This is a genomic window from Streptomyces sp. NPDC090083, assembly GCF_044747445.1.
Taxonomy (GTDB): Bacteria; Actinomycetota; Actinomycetes; order Streptomycetales; family Streptomycetaceae; genus Streptomyces.
Genome location: NZ_JBIVED010000015.1, coordinates 51,357 through 74,085 on the forward strand (window position 1 = coordinate 51,357; position 22,729 = coordinate 74,085).

The window sequence follows — 22,729 nt, forward strand, 5'->3', positions numbered from 1 at the left end:
AGGGTGGTGCGATGCCCGGTTCCACGAAGACCATGGGGGTGATCACCGTCGCCGGTCTGGTGGTGGTGACGGCCTACACGGTGGCGCTCGGGAGTAACGGCTGGCTGTGGTTCGGCTGGGTCGTGCTCGGGCTGATCACCCTGGGGATGGTCGCCACACGCAGCGCCTGAGGCCCGCTACGCCTCGCTCGGCCTGCTCGCCGAGTGCACGCCCGGCTGGTACTTGGGCAGCCGGGCGGTGATCTTCATGCCCGCTCCCACGGCGGTCTCGATGACGAGGCCGTAGTCGTCGCCGTAGACCTGGCGGAGCCGGTCGTCGACGTTGGAGAGGCCGATGCCGCCGGACGGGCTGACCTCGCCCGCGAGGATGCGGCGGAGCAGGTCGGGGTCCATGCCGGTGCCGTCGTCCTCGATGACGACGAGTGCCTCGGCACCCGCGTCCTGCGCGGTGATGCTGATCCGGCTCTTGTCGGCCTTGCCCTCCAGGCCGTGTTTGACGGCGTTCTCGACAAGGGGCTGCAGGCAGAGGAACGGGAGCGTGACCGGCAGCACCTCGGGGGCGATCTGCAAGGTGACGGAGAGGCGTTCGCCGAAGCGGGCCCGGACGAGCGCCAAGTAGTGGTCGATGGCGTGGAGTTCGTCGGCGAGGGTGGTGAAGTCGCCGTGCCTGCGGAACGAGTAGCGGGTGAAGTCGGCGAATTCCAGAAGCAGTTCACGGGCGCGCTCGGGGTCGGTGCGGACGAAGGACGCGATCACGGCGAGCGAGTTGAAGATGAAGTGCGGGGATATCTGGGCCCGAAGTGCCTTGATCTCGGCCTCGATCAGCCGGGTGCGGGACTGGTCCAGGTCCGCCAGCTCCAGCTGGACGGAGACCCAGCGGGCGACCTCCCCGGCGGCGCGGACCAGGACGGCCGACTCGCGGGGTGCGCAGGCGACCAGCGCGCCGTGGACGCGGTCGTCGACGGTGAGCGGGGCGACCACGGCCCAGCGCAGCGGGCAGTCGGGGGCGGCGCAGGTGAGCCGGAACGCCTCGCCCCGGCCGGTCTCCAGGGCGCCCGCGAGGCGTTCCATGACCTCGGCCCGGTGATGGTCGCCGACACCGTCCCAGGCGAGGACCTGCTGCTGGTCGGTGAGGCACAGGGCGTCCGTGCCGAGGAGGGTGCGCAGTCGGCGGGCCGAGCGGCGGGCCGTCTCCCCGGTGAGTCCCGCGCGGAGCGGGGGTGCGGCGAGGGACGCGGTGTGCAGGGTCTGGAAGGTGGCGTGCTCGACGGGGGTGCCGAGGCCGCCGAGGTTCTCGGGGCGTGCGGTGCGACGGCCGAGCCAGAAGCCGGCGGCGAGCAGCGGGAGCACGGCGACGCAGAGGCCGGCCAGGAATCCGCTCATACGGCCTCCTCGGTAAAGGAGTTGGGCGGTCCGTTCACGGTGGCGGCACGGCCGTGCGTGGGTGGTGTCACGCCTTCACCTCCGCCCGCAGTTCCTCCGGCAGATGGAACCGTGCCAGGATCGCCGCCGTTCCCGTGGGCACCCGGCCCGGCGTCGCCAGGGACACCAGCACCATGGTGAGGAACCCCAGCGGCACCGACCAGAGCGCGGGCCAGGCGAGCAGGGCGTGCAGGGGGCCGGTGCCGGGGAAGCCGGCCATGGTCGCGGCCACGGCGACGAACGCCGATCCGCCGCCCACCAGCATCCCGGCCGCCGCGCCAGGCGGGGTGAGCCGCGTCCACCAGATGCCGAGGACCAGCAGCGGGCAGAAGGAGGACGCCGACACGGCGAACGCGAGCCCCACGGCGTCGGCGACCGGCAGCCCGCCGACGAGCACGCTCGCGGCCAGCGGCACGGCCATGGCGAGGACCGTGCCGAGCCTGAAGTGCCGTACCCCGCGCGACGGAAGGACGTCCTGGGTGAGAACCCCCGCGACGGCCATGGTCAGCCCGGACGCGGTGGACAGGAACGCGGCGAAGGCCCCGCCCGCGACCAGTGCGCCGAGCAGGTCGCCGCCGACGCCGCCGATCATGCGGTCGGGCAGCAGGAGGACGGCCGCGTCGGCGTCGCCGGTGATGGTCAGTTCGGGGGTGTACAGGCGGCCGAGGGCGCCGTAGACGGGTGGGAGGAGGTAGAAGGCGCCGATCAGGCCGAGGACGGCGACCGTGGTGCGGCGGGCGGCGACACCGTGCGGGCTGGTGTAGAAGCGGACGACGACGTGCGGCAGGCCCATGGTGCCGAGGAAGGTGGCGAGGATGAGGCCGTAGGTCGCGTACAGCGGGCGTTCCTCTCGGCTGGCGGCGAGCGAGGTCGACATGCCGCCGTTGGTGCCGCGGTCGGCGACGGGGACGGTGGCGCCCTGGGGGAAGACGAGCCGGGTGCCGCGCTCGATGTGGTGGGTGCCGGCGGGGAGCCGGAGTGTCGCCGCGGTGTGGTGGCGGCCGTCGACCGTGCCGTTCACGGTGACCGTGAGGGGGTGGTCGAGTCCCAGGTCGAGTGTCTCGTCGACCCGGACCGTCCGTTGTTCGCGGAAGGTCGCCGGTTCCTCGAAGGCGTGCCGGGGTGCCCCTTCACTCTGCCAGGCGAGGACCAGGAAGAGGGCGGGGACGAGCAGCGCGGTGAGCTTCAGCCAGTACTGGAAGGCCTGTACGAAGGTGATGCTGCGCATGCCGCCGGCCGCGACGGTGGCGACCACGACGACCGCCACGATCAGCCCGCCGAGCGAGTCCGGCGCGCCGGTCAGCACGGTCAACGTGAGTCCGGCGCCCTGGAGTTGGGGCAGGAGGTAGAGCCAGCCGACGCCGACGACGAAGGCACCCGCGAGGCGTCGGACGGCGTGCGAGGCGAGCCGGGCCTCGGCGAAGTCGGGGAGGGTGTAGGCGCCGGAGCGGCGGAGCGGGGCCGCGACGAAGAGGAGCAGGACGAGGTAGCCGGCCGTGTAGCCGACGGGGTACCAGAGCATGTCGGGGCCCTGCACCAGGACGAGTCCCGCGATGCCCAGGAAGGAGGCCGCGGAGAGGTATTCGCCGCTGATGGCGGCGGCGTTGAGGCGGGGGCCGACGGTGCGGGAGGCGACGTAGAAGTCGGAGGTGGTGCGGGAGATGCGCAGGCCGAACGCGCCGACGAGGACCGTGACCACCACGACGAGGGCGACCGCCGGTACGGCATAGCTGGAGTTCATCGGTCCTCGACGAGGCGGACGAAGTCGCGTTCGTTGCGTTCGGCGCGGCGCACGTACCAGAGGGCGAGCAGGACGAGCGGGGCGTAGAGGCAGAAGCCGAGGACGAGCCATTCGAGGCGGTGGGAGTCCGGGGTCGCCGCGAAGACCAGGGGCAGCGGGCCGACCAGCAGGACGAGGACCGCGAACACCGTGAGGGCGGCGCGGAGTTGGGTGCGCATGAGGGAGCGGACGTAGGTGTGGCCGAGGGTGGTCTGTTCGTCGATCTCGGTGCGGGGGCGGGAGTAGCCGGAGGCGCGGCGGGTGCGGCGCGGTGGGGCGCTGACGACCACCCTGCGTTCGGTGGGGTCCTGAGGCATCGTCAGGACCTCCGCATCAGCAGGTCCCGCAGTTCGCGGGTGTGGCGGCGGCTTACCTGGAGTTCCTCGCCGCCGACGAGCACGCTCACCGTGCCCGCGTCCAGGCGGAGTTCGCCGATGTGGCGCAGGGCGACGAGATGGCGGCGGTGGATGCGGACGAAGCCGCGGGAGCGCCAGCGGTCCTCCAGGGTGGAGACCGGTATGCGCACGAGGTGGCTGCCCCGGTCGGTGTGCAGGCGGGCGTAGTCGCCCTGGGCCTCGACGTGGGTGATGTCGCCGACGGCCACGAACCGTGTGACACCGCCGAGTTCGACGGCGATGTGGTCGGGGTCGGGTTCGTGCACGGGTATCCGCGGTGCCGCGCCGCCGAGTTCGGCCGCCCGGCGCACCGCCTCCGCGAGCCGTTCCTTGCGGACGGGCTTGAGGACGTAGTCGACCGCCTTGAGGTCGAAGGCCTGTACGGCGAAGTCCTCGTGCGCGGTGACGAACACGACGAGCGGCGGCTTGGCGAAACCGGTGAGCAGCCGTGCCATGTCGAGGCCGTCGAGGCCCGGCATCTGGATGTCGAGGAAGACGACGTCGATCGCCTCGGGGCCGTCCGGGCCCGATTCCAGGGCTCTGTTGATGCGGCGCAGCGCCTCGGTCGCGTCGCCCGCGCCCTCCGCGCTGCCGATGCGTGGGTCGGCGTTCAGCAGATAGAGCAGCTCCTCCAGCGAGGGGCGTTCGTCGTCGACGGCGAGGGCGCGCAGCATGAACGTGGAGTGTAGGAGTAATCCGCACGCGTGGACATGTCCCCGGTGTGCGCGTTCGCGCTGGATACAGTGCCGACATGAACAGCAGGACCACCCCGTTCGACGAACTCGACCGGAAGATCATCACGGCGCTGATGGCGAACGCGCGGACCAGTTTCGCCGAGATCGGGGCGGCGATCGGGCTGTCCGCGACGGCGGTGAAGCGGCGCGTGGACCGCTTGCGGGAGACGGGTGTGATCACCGGGTTCACGGCGACGGTGCAGCCCTCCGCGCTCGGCTGGCGCACGGAGGCGTACGTGGAGGTGTACTGCGAGGGCGCCGCGCCCCCCAGGCGGCTCGCGGAGGTGGTGCGCAACCACCCGGAGATCACCGCGGCGATGACGGTGACCGGCGGCGCGGACGCCCTGCTGCATGTACGGGCCACCGATGTGGAGCACTTCGAGGAGGTGCTGGAGCGGATCCGGCAGGAGCCGTTCATCCGGAAGACGATCAGCGTGATGGTGCTGTCCCACCTCCTCCCGGAAAGCCCGGAAGCGGGCGCCACCCATCCGGCCCCAGGGGACGCAGCAGACGTGCGCTGACCCCGGAAAAGACGCAGCGTTACTGCGTATGCGCGCAGCGTTTGTCCCTTGTCGGTCGCATCTGTCGCTTTCTACCGTGGTGTCAACCCCAGTCGTCATCACAGGAAGCGGAGGAACACCTCTGTGCCCGAGACCCGTGTGCGGCGCCGGCGGCGCTTTCTCGTCTGCGAACCCAGACACTTCGCCGTGCAGTACGCGATCAACCCCTGGATGCATCCCGACGCCCAGGTGGACGTCGATCTCGCCCATGAGCAGTGGCGGACGCTGATCGACACCTACCGCGCGCACGGCCACACCATCGACACGGTGTCGCCGGTGGCCGGTCTCCCCGACATGGTCTTCGCCGCGAACTCGGCGGTCGTCGTCGACGGCCGCGTCTTCGGCTCCCTCTTCCACGCGCCCGAGCGGCGCCCCGAGTCCGACCACTACGACATGTGGTTCAAGGCGGCGGGCTACGACGTCCACCGCCCCGAGTCGGTCAGCGAGGGCGAGGGGGACCTGATCCCGACCGGCCGCTACGTCCTGGCCGGCACCGGGTTCCGCACGACCCGCGAGGCCCATCGCGAGGTGCAGGAGTTCTTCGGCGTCCCGGTGATCAGCCTGACGCTGGTGGACCCGTACTTCTACCACCTCGACACGGCACTGTTCGTCCTGGACGAGGACAACGTCTGCTACTACCCGGACGCCTTCTCCCCCGGCAGCCGTGAGGTGCTGGCGCGGCTGTTCCCGGACGCGGTGCTCGCGACCCGTGAGGACGCGATGTCGTGGGGCCTCAACTCCGTCTCGGACGGTCTGCACGTCTTCATCGCGCCCCAGGCCCAGGCCCTGGCCGCGCGCCTCGCCGAACGCGGCTACGTCCCCGTCCCCGTCGACCTCTCCGAGTTCCACAAGGCCGGCGGCGGCATCAAGTGCTGCACCCAGGAGATCCGCTCATGACCGCACCCGTCCGTGCCCGTACGTCCGCCGACCTCATCCGCGCCGAGGAGCCGGTCCTCGCGCACAACTACCACCCGCTGCCCGTGGTCGTCGCCCGCGCCGAGGGCACCTGGGTGGAGGACGTCGAGGGCCGCCGCTACCTCGACATGCTCGCGGGCTACTCGGCCCTCAACTTCGGCCACCGGCACCCGGCGCTGATCGAGGCGGCGCACCGCCAGCTCGACCAGCTGACGCTCACCTCGCGCGCCTTCCACAACGACAGGCTCGCCGAATTCGCCGAGCGGCTCGCGGAGTTGACCGGTCTCGACATGGTGCTGCCGATGAACACCGGCGCGGAGGCGGTCGAGAGCGGCATCAAGGTGGCCCGCAAATGGGCCTACGACGTGAAGGGCGTCCCCGCCGACCGGGCGACCATCGTCGTCGCGGCGGAGAACTTCCACGGCCGTACGACGACGATCGTCAGCTTCTCCACCGACGAGACGGCACGGGCGGGCTTCGGCCCGTTCACGCCCGGCTTCCGGATCGTGCCGTACAACGATCTCGCGGCGCTGGAGGCGGCGGTCGACGAGACGACGGCGGCCGTGCTGATCGAGCCGATCCAGGGCGAGGCCGGGGTGATCATCCCGGACCCGGGCTATCTGGCCGGTGTGCGCGAACTCACCGCCCGGAAGGGCTGCTTGTTCATCGCGGACGAGATCCAGGCGGGCCTCGGCCGCACCGGCCGGACTCTCGCGGTCGAGCACGAGGAGGTCGTCCCGGACGTGCTGCTGCTCGGCAAGGCGCTCGGCGGCGGGATCGTGCCGGTGTCGGCGGTGGTCGCGCGGCGCGAGGTGCTGAGCGTCCTGAAGCCCGGTGAGCACGGGTCGACGTTCGGCGGCAACCCGCTCGCCGCGGCGGTCGGCACGGCGGTGGTCGAGCTGCTGGAGACCGGTGAATTCCAGCGCAGGGCGGCCGAGTTGGGCGTGGTCCTGCGGGACGGTCTGACCGAGCTGGCCGGCAAGGGCGTCGTCGGATTCCGGGCGCGCGGTCTGTGGGCGGGCGTCGACGTCGACCCGGCGATCGGCACCGGGCGCGAGATCAGCGAACGCCTCATGCGCGAGGGCGTGCTGGCCAAGGACACGCACGGCTCCACGATCCGGCTCGCGCCGCCGCTGACCATCACGGAGGACGAACTCCGGTCGGCGATCGGCGCGTTGGAGAAGGTGCTGACGCAAGGCGCCTGAGATGTAAGGGCGTGGCTGGACCGGCGCGAGGCCGGCCCAGCCAGGCTCGTACGGGAGGGTGCTTGCGGGGACCTGGTGGGACCTGGGGGTGGGGGTGCGACGACGGCGGTCAGTGGCCCGCCGCGCTCGGCTCCGCGGGGGTGCCGGTGCCCGGGTCGGCCAGGGCTGCCTGGGCGAGAAGACGACGGGCCAGGTCACGGGCCTCCGCCACGGTGAGCGAGGCCCACAGCCCGGGCTCGCCGCGTACGACGGGCCCCACATCCAGGGTGACCCGCGTGATGGGCCGCTCCGGGATCGCCAGCCGCAGCCGCTTCACCGCGACGTGGCGGCCGCACGTGGTCACCAACGGCGCTTCACCCGACGGCGGGAGCGGCTCCTGCCCTGACCGATTCATCTCCTTCACGACCCTTCTCTGAGTACCCGGCGAGGTACCAGGAGCAGCGCAGAAGAGGGCCCGGTTGTTCCCGGGCCGGGCCGTGGCCCACCGTGCGGCTCCGCACGACGCACCGTGGCGATCACCGGCCGTCCGGTGAACCCCGGGCGAATTCTCGCCCGCTCTCCGGTCAGAACAGGGTCAAGGAACGGGGTGCGGGCCCTGCCGCCCTCCTAAGATCGCGGGCACCGCCACCTTTTTCGTACGACGCCCCTGGAGGCCCGGCGTGCCCGAGACCGCGCGCGGCGCCGAAGCCGGGACCGAGCCCGGTCCGATACCCGGCCCGGAGCCGACCCCGCCCACCCCCGAACCCCGTGCCGGCCGCCGCCGTACCCGTACCGCGCTGCTCACGGCCGGTGCCCTGGTCGCCGTGGCGGCCGTGGTCGCCGGGGTGCTCGCGGCCCGGGGCTCCGGCTCGGCGGACCGGGAACCCGCCACCGCCGACGGCCTGCCGCACACCACCGTCGAGGTCGCGACCTCCGGCTGCGGCAGCGGCTGGACGCATCCGCGCGCCGGCCACCAGGTCTTCGAGCTGCACAACACGTCCGGCACGGCGGCCGAGGTGTATCTCACCGACGTCACGTCCGGTGCCGTGTACGGCGAGGTCGAGGGGCTCGCGCCGGGCACGGTCCGGCCGCTCGGGGTGACCCTCGGGAACGGGTCGTACGCCTTCAAGTGCCTGCCCGACGACGCCGACGCCGTGACCGGCCCCACCGTCCGCATCACCGGCTCGACGGTGCGGAGCGGGCCCGCCGCGCAGCCCGTCACGCAGCAGGAGCTGATCCCGCCGACGCTCGCGTACCAGAAGTGGATTCAGGCCCGGACGGTCGAACTCGCCCGGAAGACGGACGTGTTGCGTGCCGCCGTCGACCGGGGCGACCTCGCGGCGGCCCGCAGGGCGTGGCTGCCCGCACATCTCGTCTACGAGCGGATGGGCGCCGCCTACGGCACGTTCGGCGACTCGGACGGCGCGATCAACGGCACCACGGCCGGGCTCGCGGACGGGGTGCACGACGCCGGGTTCACCGGGTTCCACCGGGTCGAGTACGGGCTGTGGCACGGCGAGCGGGCGAGCGGGCTGCGTGCTCCCGCCGATCAACTCGCCAAGGACGTCCACGCGTTGGAGAGCAGCTGGCCCACGCAGCGGATGGATCCGTCCGACACCGGGCTGCGGGCGCACGAGATCCTGGAGAACACCGTGCAGTTCGAGCTGACCGGCCGCACCGACTACGGCAGCGGCAGCAATCTGGCCACCGCCCGCGCCAACCTCGACGGCACGCGCGTCCTGCTCGGCTTCCTGAGCCCGCTGCTGAAGACCCGGGACGCCGGCTTCGCCGAACTCGGTACCTGGATGGACCGCGCCCAGCACACCCTGGACGGCCTGGACCGCTCCGGGACGTGGACGCCGCCGGCCCGGCTCACCCGTCCGCAGCGGGAGAAGGTCGACGCCGACCTCGGTGGACTCGTCGAGCGACTGGCCGATGTGGCCGCCCTCACGGACGTACGGAGGACCGCGTGAAGCGCGTGAGCGAGGTGGGCCGCCGGGGTTTCCTGGCGAGTGCGGCGGCCGTGGCCGGTGCCGGTCTGGTGGCCGCCGACCGCGGTGCGGCCGTCGCGGCCGTGCGGGGCGCCGCGGGCGTGCCCTTCCACGGGCCGCATCAGGCCGGGATCATCACCCCTGCGCAGCGCGCCACGGCGTTCGTGTCCTTCGACACGACGGCCGCCGACCGGAGCGAACTCACCGACCTGCTGCGGACGTTGACCGACCGGGCCCGCTTCCTCACCGCCGGCGGCAGCCCGGAGGACCTGGGCATCACCGCCCCGCCCGCCGACTCCGGCACGCTCGGCCCCGACCTGCCCGCCGACCGGCTGAGCGTCACCGTCGGCGTCGGCGCCTCGCTCTTCGACGACCGCTACGGCCTGGCCACGCGCAGACCCCGTCGGCTGACCGCGATGCCGTCGTTCCCCGACGACGACCTGAACGCCGACTGGTGTCACGGCGACGTGAGCGTGCAGTTCTGCGCGGACAGCTCGGACACCGTGCTGCACGCGCTGCGCGATGTCGCCCGGCACACCCGCGGCGGCCTCCAAGTGCGGTGGCGCACCGACGGGTTCATCAGTCCGCCGCGCCCCTCGGGCACCCCGCGCAACCACCTGGGCTTCAAGGACGGCATCTCCAACCCCGAGGTGACCGACGCCCGCGCGATGAACGACCTCGTGTGGGTGGGCGGCGACAGCGGCGAGCCGGACTGGGCGACCGGCGGCAGCTATCAGGTCGTACGGCTGATACGGATGCTGGTGGAGTTCTGGGACCGGGTCTCCCTCACCGAGCAGGAGCGGATGTTCGGCCGCGCCCGGGACACCGGCGCCCCGCTGGACGGGCACCACGAGAAGGACACGCCCGATTTCGCGCAGGACCCGCAGGGCGATGTGATCCCGCTCGACAGCCACATCCGGCTGGCCAACCCGCGCTCCGCGCAGAGCGCCGATCAGCGCATCCTGCGCCGTGGCTACAACTACGACCGGGGCATGGACAGCAACGGCAACCTCGACATGGGGCTGCTGTTCTGCTGCTACCAGCAGGACCTGGCCCGGCAGTTCGAGACCGTGCAGAAGCGGCTGGCCGGCGAACCGCTGGTCGACTACGTCTCGCCGTACGGCGGCGGGTACTTCTTCGCGCTGCCCGGTGTGCGGGACACCTCCGACTGGCTGGGGCGGAGCCTGTTGACCTGAGAGCAGGGTCAAGAACAGGCCAACAGACCATGAGAAATTCCTGACCGGGCGTTCGCTCCCGCGTCATTGCCGCTCCCCCGCCCCGCCGCCACCATTGCCGAGGCTACGGCGGTAGGTGCCACGGCCATGGACGGTGTGGCAGCAGAACAACTGCTCCCGGAAGGCGAGACAGCATGATCGGCACAGTCGGCAAAGGAAGAAACCCGGGCGCACGGCGCCGGTTGACGCGCGTGGGCGCCCTGCTCGGCGCCGCGGCCCTGGCCACCGCGGGCGGTGCCGTCCCCGCGTCGGCGGCCTCGCACGGCCACCAGCCGTCGGGCAGCACGCACACGTCGACGCCGATCAAGCACGTGGTCGTGATCTACGACGAGAACGTCTCCTTCGACCACTACTTCGCCACCTACCCCCAGGCCGCGAACACCGACGGCACCCGGTTCAAGGCCGCGGCGCACACGCCGAAGGCCGACAATCTCCTGAACTCCGGGCTCCTGAAGAAGAACCCGAACCTCTACACGCCCACGCGGCTGAGCAGTTCGCAGGCGATGACCTGCGACCAGAACCACTCCTACGGCCCCGAGCAGTACGCGGCCGACGGCGGCAAGGCCGACAAGTACGTCGAGAACACCGAGGTCAACAAGTGCACCGGCCTCTTCGGTGAGCCCGGCCTCGTCATGGACTACTACGACGGCAACACGGTCACGGGCATGTGGAACTACGCCCAGCAGTACGCCCTCAACGACCACTCGTTCAGCTCCACCTTCGGTCCCTCGACGCCCGGCGCCCTGAACCTGATATCGGGTCAGACGCACGGTGTCATCTCCGTCGACCCGGCCTCGGGCACCGAGAACCCGAAGCAGACGACGACCCCGGACTCGTACGCCGTGGTCTCCCCGAACGCCAAGGGCGTCGGCACGGTCGTCAACGACCCCGACCCGGCGTTCGACGACTGCTCGGACAAGGACCACACCGCGACCAGCGCGCTCGCGGTGATGCAGGGCAAGAACATCGGTGACCTCCTCAACTCCAGGAACGTGAGCTGGGGTTGGTTCCAGGGCGGGTTCCGGCCCAGCACCGCGTGGGACGGCAGGAGCGGCGACTACGCCAAGTGCGCCGGCACCACCCACACCAACGTCGGCGGCGCGGCCTCGGAGGACTACAGCCCGCACCACGAGCCCTTCGAGTACTACAAATCGACGTCGAACCCGCACCACCTCGCGCCGAAGTCGGTCGCCGAGATCGGGCACAACGGCCGCGCGAACCACAACTACGACCTCACCGACTTCGACGCCGCGCTGAAGGCGGACAACCTTCCCGCGGTGAGCTTCCTGAAGGCGGCCGAGTACCAGGACGGGCACGCCGGCTACTCGGACCCGACCGACGAGCAGAACTTCCTGATCAAGGAGATCAACGCGCTCCAGAAGTCGCCCGAGTGGAAGTCGACGGCGGTCGTCCTCGCCTACGACGACTCCGACGGCTGGTACGACCACGTCACGTCGAAGGTCCTGAACGGCTCCAAGGACTCGGCCGTCGGCTCCAACGGCAAGGCCACGGACAGCCCGGCCTGCCAGTCCGGTCCGGCCGCCAAGGGCGGCTACGCGGACCGCTGCGGCCCCGGCACGCGCCAGCCGCTGCTGGTCATCTCGCCGTACAGCAAGGTCAACAAGATCGACCACACGCCGACCGAGCAGGCGTCGATCACGCAGTTCATCGAGGACAACTGGCACACCGGCCGCATCGGTGACGCGTCCTTCGACCAGCGGGCGGGCACCCTGGGCGGCATGTTCGACTTCCGGCACCCCAACGACAAGCAGGTGCTGCTGAACGCGAACGGTTCGGTGAAGTCGGTCAGGCGCATCCCGCACTCGTACACCCAGACCTCGTCGACGGCCTCGAAGGCGCCGTACCCGGCGTACGTCCAGGACCTGAAGGCCCAGAACGTCGCCGCGAGCACGGACTCCTCGACGACCCTGCCGGTCGCGATCGGGGCCGGTCTGGTCACGGCGGCCGGGGCGACCACGGCGTTCGCGCTGTACCGGCGCCGCTCGCGCGGCACGGGGACGACCGCGTAGGCGTGGCCCCGTAGAACCGACCCGCGGAGGGCGGCGAGGAACGATCTCGCCGCCCTTCGCCGTGTCCAACTCCCGTCTGATCGCCGCCGGTTCCACGGGACGGCGGCTGCCCCTACACTGGCAGCTCACGAGGTACCGGGTGACCTGCGAGAACAGGTCGGTCGAGCCGACCCGCCGGAGTGAGGAGCGACCCCCCTTGTTCTACTACCTCCTTAAGTACGTCATTCTGGGTCCCCTGCTCAGACTGGTCTTCCGCCCCCGGATCGAAGGCCTGGACCACATACCGGAGTCGGGCGCGGCGATCATCGCCGGGAACCATCTCTCCTTCGCCGACCACTTCCTGATGCCGGCGGTGCTCAAGCGCCGGATCACCTTCCTCGCGAAGGCCGAGTACTTCACCGGCCCCGGCATCCGCGGCCGTCTCACCGCGACGTTCTTCCGCAGCGCGGGGCAGATCCCGGTCGACCGCTCCGGCAAGGAGGCGGGCCAGGCGGCGATCCGTGAGGGGCTCGGTGTCCTGAGCAAGGACGAACTGCTCGGCATCTACCCCGAGGGCACCCGCTCCCACGACGGCCGTCTGTACAAGGGCAAGGTGGGCGTGGCGGTCATGGCGCTGACGGCCAAGGTCCCCGTCATCCCCTGCGCGATGATCGGCACCTTCGAGGCCCAGCCGCCCGGCAAGGTCATCCCCAAGGTCCACCCGGTGACGATCCGCTTCGGCACGCCCCTCGACTTCTCCCGCTACGAGGGCATGGAGAACGAGAAGGCCATCCTCCGTGCCGTCACCGACGAGATCATGTACGCGATCCTCACGCTCTCGGAGCAGGAGTACGTCGACGAGTACGCGGCGGTGGCCAAGGCGGCGGAGGCGGCAGCGGCCAAGGAACGCAAGTTCCCGCGCCTGCCGCTGAGTTGAGGCACCCGGGAGCCGAGTGGTGAACTGAAGGAGGGGCGGCCGGTTCGGAACCGGCCGCCCCTCGTCACGTACGACCACCGCCTACGGCGTGTGGCTACGCGGTACCGCTTACGGCTTCGGCGTCGCGTGCGGGGTGCACGTGAAGTCGGCCGAGTCGAGCTTTCCGGTCAACAGGTAGGCGTCGACACGGGAGTTGATGCACGGGTTGACCAGACCGGTCACACCGTGCGAACCGGCGTCCTTCTCGGTGATGAGACGGGAGCCCTTGAAGCGCTTGTGCAGGTCGACGGCGCCGGCGTACGGGGTGGCGGCGTCACGCTGCGACTGGACGATCAGGACGGGCGGCAGACCCTTGCCGGTCCTCACCTCGACCGGGGACTGCTGCTTGACCGGCCACGTCGCGCACGGCAGGTTCATCCAGGCGTTGGACCAGGTCAGGAACGGGTACTTCTTGTTGAGCTCGGTGTTGTCCTTGTCCCACTTCGCCCAGCTGGTCGGCCACTTGGCGTCGGTGCACTCGACGGCCGTGTAGACGGCGTTGCCGTTCTCCGAGGAGATGTTGCCCGCGGTGTCCGACAGGTCGGGCGAGGCCGCGTCGATGAGCGGCTGGGGGTCACCGGCGACGTACTTGCTGAACGCGGTGGCCACCGGCACCCACGAGGAGTCGTAGTACGGGGCGCTCTGGAAGAAACCGAGCAGCTCGGCCGGACCGACGACCCCGCCGAGCGGGTTCTTCTTGGCGGTGGCGCGGAGTTCGAGCCACTTGGCCTGGACGGCGGCGCGGGTGGTGCCGAGGTGGAAGGCCGCGTCGTTCTGGGCGACCCAGTCCTGCCAGTCCTTCCAGCGGCCCTCGAAGGCGACGTCCTGGCCGAGGTTGGCCTCGTACCAGATGTTGTCGCGCGCCGGGTTGACGACGCTGTCGACGATCATGCGGCGGACGTGCGACGGGAACAGGGTGCCGTAGACCGCGCCGAGGTAGGTGCCGTAGGAGACGCCCAGGTAGTTCAGCTTCTTCTCGCCGAGGGCGGCGCGGATGACGTCGAGGTCGCGCGCGGTGTTCGGCGTGGTCATCTGCGCGAGCATGGTGCGGCCGGTGCGCTTGGCACAGCCGTCCGCGTACTCACGGGCCAGCTTGCGCTGCGCGTTCTTGTCGGCCGTGCTGTCCGGCACCGGGTCCGCCTTGGGCGCCTTCACGAACTCCTGCGGGTCGATGCAGGAGATGGGCGCCGAGTGGCCGACACCGCGCGGGTCGAAGCCCACGAAGTCGTACGCCTTGGAGGTGTTGACCCACAGCGGGTTCTTGGTGGTGACCCGCAGCGGGAAGCGCATCCCCGAGCCGCCGGGGCCGCCGGGGTTGTAGACGAGCGCGCCCTGGCGCTCCGCCTTCGTGCCGGTGCTGACGGCGCGGTCGACGGCGAGCTTGATCTTCTTGCCGTTCGGCTTGGTGTAGTCGACCGGCACGGTGACCCACCCGCACTGGACCGGCTTCGCCAGCGCCCAGTCGGCGGGGCAGTCCTGCCAGTCGATCCCGGCCTTGGCGGCGCGGGCGGCGGCGAGTTCGGCGCCGCGGGCCGCGCTGTCCTGCCGGTGCGCCGCCGTCCGGTTGGTCTGCGCGGTCGCCGTGGGTGCCACCACGGCGCCGGCTATCAGCGTCGCCGCCGCGAATCCGGCCGAACCGAACGCCATCACCCGGCTCTTCGGACTGATGTGCCTCAAGTGAGCCCCTCCCCGTACATTGTTGCGACAAGGTCTCGGAGGATCCTCGCGGCTGTGAGCCGCCTGAGAACAGGGTCTGTTGACCTTCTTTACCAATCCGATAAGCGGAAACAGACGTACCGCTCAGCGGATACTCAGGCCAGCGACGCCAACGCCTCGTCCAGCACCCGCCGCAGCCGCAGCCCGTCCGCCGCGACAGCCGTCACCAGCGCGGCGGGCCCGGCGAGCGGCACCAGCGTCGCACCCTCCCCCAGCATGCGCGCCTCAACCGGCTCCCGGGTGAACTCCGGCCGTACGACGAGGAGTTGACCCATCGCGCGATGCCCCGCGAGGACGGCGGGCCCGTCCCAGCCGCCCGGCGCTCCGGGCCCGCAGGCCACCTCCTGATCGAGCACGGCACGCCCCGCGACCCGCACCGCGAGCCGGCTGGTGAGCCGCCCAGGCTCCTCCCCCGCCCTCCCCAGCACCTGCTCCTCACGCAGCACGAGCCGTGCGGAGCCGGCCGCCTCCACCCGGGTCCTCATCCGCAGATCACTGCCGCGCACCGAGATCAACTGCTCGGGCAGCCAGTGCAGTTCACCGTCCTCACCGACGTCGATCCGCACGTCGTACCGGGACTCGCCCTTGGCCTGCCCCGGCAGCGCGATGGTGGCGGCGGCCGACCCGACCCGCAACCGCGCCCCCGGCCCGACCTCCGTCTCGACGGCGAAGCGGTCACCCCCGAGCGGCCCGCTCATCGCCCCGACGAGCATGACCCGCGCCTCGTCACCGCCGGCCCGCGTCCGCCGCAGCGCAAGGGGCCCCTCCCCCTCCAGCACCGGCAGCGCGGTACCGCCCCGCCCGTCCTGGCGGGCCACGATCCGCGCGGTGGCCCGGACCCCGGTGGCGGTCACACCGTCCACGCGGCGAGCCGCTCCCGCACCCAGGCGGCGACGTCGGCGACCCCGGCCTCGGTCCGCAACGACTGGAACACGACGGGCAGTTCGGCCCGCTGCGCCTTGGCGTCGGCGGCCATCCGCCCCAGGTCCGACCCGACGTACGGCGCGAGGTCGGTCTTGTTGACGACCAGCAGATCGGCGGTCGTGACACCGGGCCCGCCCTTGCGCGGAATGTCGTCCCCGCCGGCCACATCGATCACGAACACCTGCGCGTCGACGAGCCCCTTGGAGAAGGTCGCGGTGAGATTGTCCCCACCGGACTCCACCAGGATCAGATCCAGCGGCCCGACCTCGTCCTCCAGGTCCTCCACCGCTTCGAGGTTGGCGGAGATGTCGTCCCGGATGGCGGTGTGCGGACAGGCCCCCGTCTCGACGGCGGCGATCCGCTCGGGCGGCAACACGGCCTCCCTGAGCAGGAATTCGGCGTCCTCGCGGGTGTAGATGTCGTTGGTGACGACGGCGAGGGAGAACTCGTCGCGCAGGGCTCGGCAGAGCGCGGCGACGGTGGCGGTCTTCCCGGAACCGACCGGCCCGCCGAGCCCGATCCGCAGGGCACGGTGGGTCCCGTCGGGACGGTGCGCGTCGGCGCTGACGGCGGCGGGCCCGTCGTGGGAGTGGTCGAGATGCATGAGAGCGGCTCCTTCTTTTTCCTTGGCGCCTTGTGTGATCCCTGGGGCGCCCTGTCAGCTCGGGCCGGCTCGGTCCAGCCCGTCCGGCGTTGGAGGACGAGGCCCCTTCAGGGCCGATACGGGGGCCTGGGGGCGGAGCCCCGACGACGGCGGCCGGCCACCGTCACGAAGCGAACAGCCGCACAGCCCAAGCGGCATGCGCCTCCGCCCCGATCTCCAGCAACGGCGCCGCCGCACAGGGCAGTTCATCGACTCCCCCGCCGACAACCCGCCGCCCCGCCTCCACCCCCCGATCGGCGGCCAGATCCAGCTCCGGCGCCAACCGGGCCAGTACGGCCGTGGCGTCGAACGGGTCAAGACTCAGCAACCGCACCGTCGCCGACGCGGGCCCGCTCACACTCTCGTAGGCCGCGCAGTACGCCGCGTCGTCCGGCCCGAGCCCGGCCGCCCGAGCCACCAGCCCCAACACCACCGGCTGATGGGCGCCCTTGGGGAACTCACCGGCCAGCGCGTCGAGTTCGGCGGACGGCCAGGCGGCCCGGCCGGCCCGCATCAGCTGCCGCCCCAGTTTCCGCGAGGCGACCCGCAGCGCGGGCGACGGCGTCCGCGCGTCCACGGCCGTGTCCAACTCCCCCGGATCCAACCCGAGTACGGCGGACGCGGCCACCGCGGCGGACACCAGCCCGGCCGTGTTCAGCCGCCCCCGGCAGAACTCGGCGAGACTCTCCGCCCCGGTGATCCGTCCGGCCTTGACGGCGGCCTCCGCCCCGCCGGAGTGCGCGTGCCCTCCGGCGGGAAAGCGGCCGTCGGCCAGCACCAGCAACACTCCCCTGGACATCAGAAGAGGAAGTACCGCTGGGCCATGGGCAGTTCGGCCGCCGGAGTCGCCTCGACCAGCTCTCCGTCGATGTGCACGGCGAAGCTGTCGGGATCGATCCGGACCCGCGGCCGGGAGTCGTTCTCCCGCATGTCCGCCTTCGTGACCCCGCGCGTGGACTCGATGGCGACGAACTTCTTCCCGAGGTCGAGCCGTTCGGGCAGCCCGTCCTCGATCGCCAGCGGGGCGACGAAGTTGAAGGAGTTGGCGGCCGGCGCCCGGCCGATCGCCCCGAACATGGGCCGCGGCAGGATGGGTTGAGGGGTGGGGATGGACGCGTTGGCGTCGCCCATCTGCGCGTAGGCGATCTGGCCGCCCTTGATGACCAGGTGCGGCTTGACGCCGAAGAACGCCGGTTCCCACAGCACGAGGTCGGCGAGCTTGCCGGTCTCCACGGAGCCGATCTCGCGGGCGAGGCCCTGCGCGAGGGCGGGGTTGATCGTGTACTTGGCGACGTAGCGCCGTACCCGGTGGTTGTCCGCGCGCCCGTCCCCGGGCAGCGCCCCCCGTCGCCGTTTCATCACGTGCGCCGTCTGCCAGGTCCGCAGGATGACCTCGCCCACGCGCCCCATCGCCTGCGCGTCGGAGGAGATGATCGAGATGGCGCCGAGGTCGTGGAGGATGTCCTCCGCGCCGATCGTCGAGGGGCGGATGCGGGACTCGGCGAAGGCGAGGTCCTCGGGGACCGCCGGGTTGAGGTGGTGGCAGACCATCAGCATGTCGAGGTGTTCCTCGGCGGTGTTGACGGTGTAGGGCCGGGTCGGGTTGGTGGAGCTGGGCAGGACGTGCGGCTCGGAGACCACGGTCATGATGTCCGGCGCGTGCCCGCCGCCCGCGCCCTCGGTGTGGTACGCGTGGATGCCGCGCCCGGCGATCGCGGCGAGGGTGTCGCCGACGAACCCGGCCTCGTTCAACGTGTCGGTGTGGATGGCGACTTGGATGCCCGTGCGGTCGGCGACGGTCAGGGAGGCGTCGATGACGGCGGGGGTCGATCCCCAGTCCTCGTGCAGTTTCAGGCCCAGGGCTCCGCCGCGGATCTGGGACATCATCGCGTCGTGCGAGACGGTGTTGCCCTTGCCGAGGAAGCCGATGTTGAGCGGGTACTGCTCCATCGCCGCCAGCATCCGGGCCAGATGCCAGGGGCCCGGCGTCACGGTGGTCGCCTTGGAGCCCTCGGCGGGTCCGGTGCCGCCACCGACGAGCGTGGTGACCCCGGAGGACAGAGCCTCGTCGGCGATCTGCGGGCAGATGAAGTGGACGTGCGCGTCCACCGCGCCGGCCGTGAGGATGCGTCCGTTGCCGGCGATGACCTCGGTCTCGGGGCCGATCACCAGGTCGGGGTGGACGCCGTCCATGGTGTCGGGGTTGCCGGCCTTGCCGATGCCGGTGATCCGGCCGTCGCGGATGCCGACGTCGGCCTTGACGACGCCCCAGTGGTCGACGATCACGGCACCGGTGATCACGGTGTCCGGGGTGCCGTCCGCGCGGGTGGCCCGGGACTGGCCCATGGACTCGCGGATGACCTTGCCGCCGCCGAACACGGCCTCGTCACCGGCGAGTCCGGGACCGCCGGAGCGGTCCTCCTCGATCTCGATGAGCAGATCGGTGTCGGCGAGCCGGATGCGGTCACCGGTGGTCGGCCCGAACAGGTCCGCGTACGCGGCACGCGAGATCTCAGGCATCGAGGGCACCCCCGGTCTCCCCGCGCAGTCCGGGCACGATCCGGGCCCCGGCCAGCGGGACGAGTCCGACGTCGACGGGGATGCCCGGCTCGAAGCGCACGGCCGTGCCGGCGGCGATGTCGAGCCGCTTGCCGCGGGCCGCGGCGCGGTCGAACTCTAGCCCGGGGTTGGCCTCGGCGAAGTGGTAGTGGGAGCCGACCTGGACGGGCCGGTCGGCGGCGTTGAGGACGGTCATCCGTGTGACCTCGCGGCCCGCGTTGTAGACGATCGGGTCGTCCGCGAACAGGATCTCGCCGGGAATCATCGAGGCCTCCTACACGATCGGGTCGTGCACGGTGACGAGCTTGGTGCCGTCCGGGAAGGTCGCCTCGACCTGTACGTCGTGGATCATCTCGGGGATGCCTGCCATGACGTCGTCCCTGGTGAGCAACTTACGTCCGGAGGCCATCAGTTCGGCGACGGTCCGGCCGTCACGGGCGCCTTCGAGGATGTGCGACGTGATGAGGGCGACCGCCTCGGGGTGGTTGAGCTTCACGCCGCGGGCCCGGCGCTTCTCGGCCACGTCGGCCGCCACATGGATCAGCAGCCTCTCTTGCTCGTGCGGGGTCAGTTGCACGCTCCCACCTCACAGTCCTCGCTCCGGACCGTGCGGGGTCCGGTTGCCGCAGCCCCGGGCAACGTCCCTGGTGGCGTGGATCGGCAGGCTAGTTGGACCGGGTTTCAAGCAAGTTAACCGAGCCGTGATCAGGACGATCGGATCTACGCCCGTAGAGCGGCCGGGCGCACGGCCTCCGGCACGTCCCCGCACCCGACCTGGCGCTACGAGGAAGCGGGCCCCCGGTGTTCGGCCGCGATGCCGAACCGCTGGTGTTCGCGGGGAGCGGACGCGGCCTCGCGCACGGCGGAGACGGCGCTGATCACGCGCTCCTCGCCGGCCCGGTCGAGTTCGTCCAGCCGTTCCAGGTCGGCGGCGGAGACCAGGGCGACGAGCGGCTTCCCGTGCCGTGTCACGACGACGCGCTCGCCGCCGTACACCACCCGGTTGATCAGGTCGGCTAGCTCAGCCCTGGCTTGCGTCACCGGAATCTCGTAGGCCATGGGCCCATCATACGTTCCATACGTCCTGTACATTTTGTACAGAGCCCGCCGGAGACGCCGGAGACCGCCGCGGCAGCGCCCGCCAGAGAGAGGTCACGCCATGACCCGACCGTCCGCCCGCCACGTCCTGCCCGAGTTCACGGAGCGCACCGGCTCCGGCCACCGGACCCTCGATCCGTACGCGAAGCTGCTGGAGGAGCGGATCGTCTTCCTCGGCACGCCGATCGACGACATCGCTGCGAACGACGTGATGGCCCAGCTCATGCACCTCGAGTACCAGGCGCCCGACCGGGACATCGCGCTGTACATCAACTCGCCCGGGGGATCGTTCACCGCGATGTCGGCGATCTACGACACCCTGCGGTTCGTCAGCTGCGACGTGGAGACGGTCTGCCTCGGCCGGGCCGGCTCCTCCGCGGCGGTGCTGCTGGCGGCGGGCACACCGGGCAAGCGGTCGGCACTGCCGGGTGCGCGGGTGGTGATCCACCAGCCCTCGCTGCCGGAGCCGGTCCAGGGTCAGGCGAGTGATCTCGCCCTCCAGGCGGCGGAGTTGGCGCGCACCCGGTCCCGCCTCGAATCCCTGCTCGCCCTGCACACGGGCCGGACGGTGGAGCAGGTCAGCGCCGACATCGAGCGGGAACGCACCCTGGATGCCCGACAGGCCCTGGAATACGGACTGGTGGACCGGATCGTGGCCCCCCGCACGACCTCGCTCACCGAGCCGGGCGGGGAGTGAGCCGACGATGCTGCCGCCGGAGCTGCCGCCGTTGCCCGCACTGACGCGTGCCGAGGGCGAGTTGATCGACCGTTATCTGGATGTGGCCGACCTGCTGGGCCGGATCAACCCGGCGCGCGACGGTGACACGTACCGTGGTCTGAGGGCCGCTCAGGCGCTCGTGGCGAAGGCCGCCGAGCTGCGGGACGCGCTGGCGCTGATGCACCAGCGGGGCGAGGCCGAGCTGCACGCCCCCACACTGGCCCGTGCGCTGCGCGTGCTGGACGGGGAGCGTCGTACGGCGCGCGTCACGATCCCCGTACCCTCCGACAGTTGAGGGACGCGGAGCCGTGCGGGGCGGAGGCGAAACGAGCCGAACGGCGTACCCCCGATCGGCGTAGGCGCTCCTCCGTCCGCGAGGCCTCCCGGGTTGCGCAACACGCGTGGTCCGAGGGCTCCCTGACGGGTTCCGGTGCTGGTCCGAGGGGTGCGTGCCGCTCGACACCCGATCGAACACGGGGGTGTCCACCCGAACGGGTGAGTGGTGAGTAACCCCACAAATACCCGGTTCCGTTGGGATTTTCGGACATGCATAGGTGAAGATCCCTGTCTGACGACAAGACCCCGCCGCAGCGGCGGGGCGATCCGGGCGGACGCCGAGTCCTGCCGCCGCCCGGATGACAGGTCGACAGGATTGCATCGGCAGGAGTGGAGGACCCAAGCACGACGGGTCGCCGGGACGGTCACGCCATGACCGGGTCGAGCAGCCCTTGGGGTGAAGCCGCGTCAGCGGCCGGGCAACTTCGCCAGCCCGAATCCGACAGGTCATCCTTCACAGGCGGCTGACGAAGGGTTGCGCATGACTGCGCTCAATCGTGTCCCGTCGCTGATGGTCAGGGCCGGTACGGCCTCGGCCTTCGCCATCGCCGCCGTGGGCGGTTCCGTCGTGATACCGGGCGTCGCATCCGACGCAGCGGCCGCGACACCCGCGACGAAGGCACTCCAGGTCGCGGCGTCCAAGAAGGGCGCTCCGTACAGGTACGGGGCCACCGGACCGGGCCGCTTCGACTGCTCCGGGCTCACGTTGTACTCGTACAAGAAGGCGGGCAAGAAGCTGCCTCGTACGGCTGCCCAGCAGTACAACAAGACCCACCACATCTCGGCCAAGAGCCGCAAGGCCGGGGATCTCGTGTTCTTCCACTCGGGCTCCAGCGTCTACCACGTCGGCATCTACGCCGGGAAGGGAAAGATCTGGCACGCCCCGAAGACCGGGGACGTGGTGCGGCTGCAGAAGATCTGGACCAAGAGCGTCTGGTACGGCCGGGTCAGCTGACCCGCGCCGAGTCTCCCGAGGGGGTGGCGGCCACCTGACGGTCCGCCACCCCCTCGGGCGTCCGCAGCGTTCCGGGAGCGGTCCTACGGCTCCTGCTGGCCCGCGGCGCCCACCGGCCGGGCCGGTACGGTCCAGGGCACCTCGACGGAGACGGTCTTGCCGCCCTCCCGGGTGGGCCGGACGGAGAGTTTGCCGCCGCACTCCGCGGTCAGCCAGCGGATGATCACCATGCCCCGGCCGTTGTCCTGCTGGACGGCGGCCGGCAGTCGTTTAGGGAAGCGGGGATGGCTGTCGGTGACCCCGATGCGCAGCTGTTCGTCACGCTCCAGCTCGATGTCCACCGTGAAGGTGGGTGACTGGCCGAAGGTGTGCTGGACGGCGTTGGTGGCGAGTTCCGACACGATGAGACGGATGGTGTCGGCGGCCTCCGTGTCCGCAGGCAGTCCCCATTCGGCCAGGGTTCCGACGACGTAGGTGCGGGCGGCGGACACCGAGGCCGGATCGCTCGGCAGAGTGACGGATGCTTCCAGATGGTCTGCCATGGCGCGGTCGTCCCTTTCCCGCGGGACCGATGTCCGTC

The 22,729-nt window shown here is 71.2% G+C and carries 25 protein-coding genes and 1 riboswitch; of the genes, 11 read left to right on the forward strand and 14 right to left on the reverse strand.

Annotated elements, in window-relative coordinates; all coding sequences use genetic code 11:
* The first annotated feature begins 11 nt into the window (after positions 1-11).
* Positions 12-170 (forward strand): hypothetical protein, encoded by a 159-nt coding sequence (locus tag ACIPTO_RS37520; RefSeq protein ID WP_366321826.1) that lies wholly within the window; start codon positions 12-14, stop codon positions 168-170.
* A 6-nt stretch (positions 171-176) separates the two neighbouring features.
* Here the strand turns inward: ACIPTO_RS37520 and ACIPTO_RS37525 are convergent, their stop codons facing one another.
* The 4 genes from ACIPTO_RS37525 to ACIPTO_RS37540 all read right to left on the reverse strand — a co-directional run bounded on the left by ACIPTO_RS37525 (position 177) and on the right by ACIPTO_RS37540 (position 4,270).
* The gene (locus ACIPTO_RS37525) at positions 177-1,382 is read right to left on the reverse strand and encodes a histidine kinase (RefSeq protein WP_366321828.1); all 1,206 of its coding nucleotides are present in this window, start codon (positions 1,380-1,382) and stop codon (positions 177-179) included.
* A gap of 67 nt (positions 1,383-1,449) precedes the next feature.
* On the reverse strand, positions 1,450-3,162 hold the full coding sequence (locus ACIPTO_RS37530; protein WP_401199552.1) for a cation acetate symporter: 1,713 nt from the start codon (positions 3,160-3,162) through the stop codon (positions 1,450-1,452).
* Positions 3,159-3,518, reverse strand: coding sequence for a hypothetical protein (locus ACIPTO_RS37535; protein WP_366321832.1), 360 nt, complete (start codon positions 3,516-3,518; stop codon positions 3,159-3,161). Before ACIPTO_RS37535 ends, ACIPTO_RS37530 begins: the two co-directional genes overlap by 4 nt.
* Before the next feature lie 2 nt (positions 3,519-3,520).
* Positions 3,521-4,270 carry a LytR/AlgR family response regulator transcription factor gene (locus tag ACIPTO_RS37540; protein WP_401199554.1) on the reverse strand — a complete coding sequence of 250 codons (750 nt, stop codon included), beginning with the start codon at positions 4,268-4,270 and terminating at the stop codon, positions 3,521-3,523.
* A gap of 77 nt (positions 4,271-4,347) precedes the next feature.
* Between ACIPTO_RS37540 and ACIPTO_RS37545 the strand changes: the two genes are divergently transcribed.
* The 3 genes from ACIPTO_RS37545 to rocD all read left to right on the forward strand — a co-directional run bounded on the left by ACIPTO_RS37545 (position 4,348) and on the right by rocD (position 7,010).
* Entirely contained in the window at positions 4,348-4,851 is a 504-nt protein-coding gene (locus ACIPTO_RS37545) for an Lrp/AsnC family transcriptional regulator (protein ID WP_366321836.1), read from the forward strand.
* Between the two features lie 123 nt (positions 4,852-4,974).
* Positions 4,975-5,787 carry a dimethylargininase gene (gene ddaH / locus ACIPTO_RS37550; protein WP_401199557.1) on the forward strand — a complete coding sequence of 271 codons (813 nt, stop codon included), beginning with the start codon at positions 4,975-4,977 and terminating at the stop codon, positions 5,785-5,787.
* Entirely contained in the window at positions 5,784-7,010 is a 1,227-nt protein-coding gene (gene rocD, locus ACIPTO_RS37555) for an ornithine--oxo-acid transaminase (RefSeq protein ID WP_401199559.1), read from the forward strand. Before ddaH ends, rocD begins: the two co-directional genes overlap by 4 nt.
* 109 nt (positions 7,011-7,119) lie before the next feature.
* Here the strand turns inward: rocD and ACIPTO_RS37560 are convergent, their stop codons facing one another.
* A complete protein-coding gene (locus ACIPTO_RS37560) occupies positions 7,120-7,404 on the reverse strand; it encodes a hypothetical protein (protein WP_401199561.1) in 285 nt (94 codons plus the stop codon).
* A 265-nt stretch (positions 7,405-7,669) separates the two neighbouring features.
* Here ACIPTO_RS37560 and ACIPTO_RS37565 point away from each other — a divergent pair, with 265 nt between their 5' ends.
* The 4 genes from ACIPTO_RS37565 (at position 7,670) to ACIPTO_RS37580 (ending at position 13,161) form a co-directional block, all read left to right on the forward strand.
* Positions 7,670-8,962: an EfeM/EfeO family lipoprotein gene (locus ACIPTO_RS37565; RefSeq protein WP_401199563.1), complete on the forward strand. Its 1,293-nt coding sequence runs from the start codon at positions 7,670-7,672 to the stop codon at positions 8,960-8,962.
* Entirely contained in the window at positions 8,959-10,176 is a 1,218-nt protein-coding gene (efeB, locus tag ACIPTO_RS37570; protein WP_401199565.1) for an iron uptake transporter deferrochelatase/peroxidase subunit, read from the forward strand. The genes ACIPTO_RS37565 and efeB overlap by 4 nt, the downstream gene beginning before the upstream one ends.
* Positions 10,177-10,349: 173 nt before the next feature.
* Entirely contained in the window at positions 10,350-12,245 is a 1,896-nt protein-coding gene (locus tag ACIPTO_RS37575; RefSeq protein WP_401199567.1) for a phospholipase C, read from the forward strand.
* A 196-nt stretch (positions 12,246-12,441) separates the two neighbouring features.
* Positions 12,442-13,161 carry a lysophospholipid acyltransferase family protein gene (locus ACIPTO_RS37580; protein ID WP_366321850.1) on the forward strand — a complete coding sequence of 240 codons (720 nt, stop codon included), beginning with the start codon at positions 12,442-12,444 and terminating at the stop codon, positions 13,159-13,161.
* Positions 13,162-13,269: 108 nt separating this feature from the next.
* On the opposite strand, the gene ACIPTO_RS37585 is transcribed toward ACIPTO_RS37580, so the two are convergent.
* From ACIPTO_RS37585 to ACIPTO_RS37620, 8 genes are all read right to left on the reverse strand, one after another.
* The gene (locus ACIPTO_RS37585) at positions 13,270-14,847 is read right to left on the reverse strand and encodes an alpha/beta hydrolase (protein WP_401199777.1); all 1,578 of its coding nucleotides are present in this window, start codon (positions 14,845-14,847) and stop codon (positions 13,270-13,272) included.
* A 164-nt stretch (positions 14,848-15,011) separates the two neighbouring features.
* A complete protein-coding gene (locus ACIPTO_RS37590; protein ID WP_401199569.1) occupies positions 15,012-15,779 on the reverse strand; it encodes an urease accessory protein UreD in 768 nt (255 codons plus the stop codon).
* On the reverse strand, positions 15,767-16,444 hold the full coding sequence (gene ureG / locus ACIPTO_RS37595; RefSeq protein ID WP_401199571.1) for an urease accessory protein UreG: 678 nt from the start codon (positions 16,442-16,444) through the stop codon (positions 15,767-15,769). Before ureG ends, ACIPTO_RS37590 begins: the two co-directional genes overlap by 13 nt.
* A gap of 163 nt (positions 16,445-16,607) precedes the next feature.
* Positions 16,608-17,282, reverse strand: coding sequence for an urease accessory protein UreF (locus ACIPTO_RS37600; protein WP_401199573.1), 675 nt, complete (start codon positions 17,280-17,282; stop codon positions 16,608-16,610).
* Positions 17,282-19,003 (reverse strand): urease subunit alpha, encoded by a 1,722-nt coding sequence (locus ACIPTO_RS37605; protein ID WP_401199575.1) that lies wholly within the window; start codon positions 19,001-19,003, stop codon positions 17,282-17,284. Before ACIPTO_RS37605 ends, ACIPTO_RS37600 begins: the two co-directional genes overlap by 1 nt.
* Positions 18,996-19,307, reverse strand: a complete 312-nt coding sequence (locus ACIPTO_RS37610; protein ID WP_366321861.1) for an urease subunit beta — start codon at positions 19,305-19,307, stop codon at positions 18,996-18,998. The genes ACIPTO_RS37605 and ACIPTO_RS37610 overlap by 8 nt, the downstream gene beginning before the upstream one ends.
* Before the next feature lie 9 nt (positions 19,308-19,316).
* A complete protein-coding gene (locus ACIPTO_RS37615) occupies positions 19,317-19,619 on the reverse strand; it encodes an urease subunit gamma (RefSeq protein WP_352282643.1) in 303 nt (100 codons plus the stop codon).
* Positions 19,620-19,822: 203 nt separating this feature from the next.
* Complete coding sequence (locus tag ACIPTO_RS37620) at positions 19,823-20,101, reverse strand: type II toxin-antitoxin system Phd/YefM family antitoxin (RefSeq protein ID WP_366321863.1); 279 nt, start codon at positions 20,099-20,101, stop codon at positions 19,823-19,825.
* A gap of 100 nt (positions 20,102-20,201) precedes the next feature.
* Between ACIPTO_RS37620 and ACIPTO_RS37625 the strand changes: the two genes are divergently transcribed.
* From ACIPTO_RS37625 to ACIPTO_RS37635, 3 genes are all read left to right on the forward strand, one after another.
* Positions 20,202-20,837, forward strand: coding sequence for an ATP-dependent Clp protease proteolytic subunit (locus tag ACIPTO_RS37625; protein ID WP_401199578.1), 636 nt, complete (start codon positions 20,202-20,204; stop codon positions 20,835-20,837).
* 7 nt (positions 20,838-20,844) lie between these two features.
* Positions 20,845-21,153, forward strand: a complete 309-nt coding sequence (locus tag ACIPTO_RS37630; RefSeq protein WP_366321867.1) for a hypothetical protein — start codon at positions 20,845-20,847, stop codon at positions 21,151-21,153.
* A gap of 339 nt (positions 21,154-21,492) precedes the next feature.
* A riboswitch (cyclic di-AMP (ydaO/yuaA leader) is annotated at positions 21,493-21,672 on the forward strand.
* A gap of 3 nt (positions 21,673-21,675) precedes the next feature.
* Positions 21,676-22,149 (forward strand): C40 family peptidase, encoded by a 474-nt coding sequence (locus ACIPTO_RS37635; RefSeq protein WP_033278230.1) that lies wholly within the window; start codon positions 21,676-21,678, stop codon positions 22,147-22,149.
* An 83-nt stretch (positions 22,150-22,232) separates the two neighbouring features.
* Here the strand turns inward: ACIPTO_RS37635 and ACIPTO_RS37640 are convergent, their stop codons facing one another.
* Positions 22,233-22,691: an ATP-binding protein gene (locus ACIPTO_RS37640; RefSeq protein ID WP_366321870.1), complete on the reverse strand. Its 459-nt coding sequence runs from the start codon at positions 22,689-22,691 to the stop codon at positions 22,233-22,235.
* Positions 22,692-22,729: the final 38 nt, after the last annotated feature.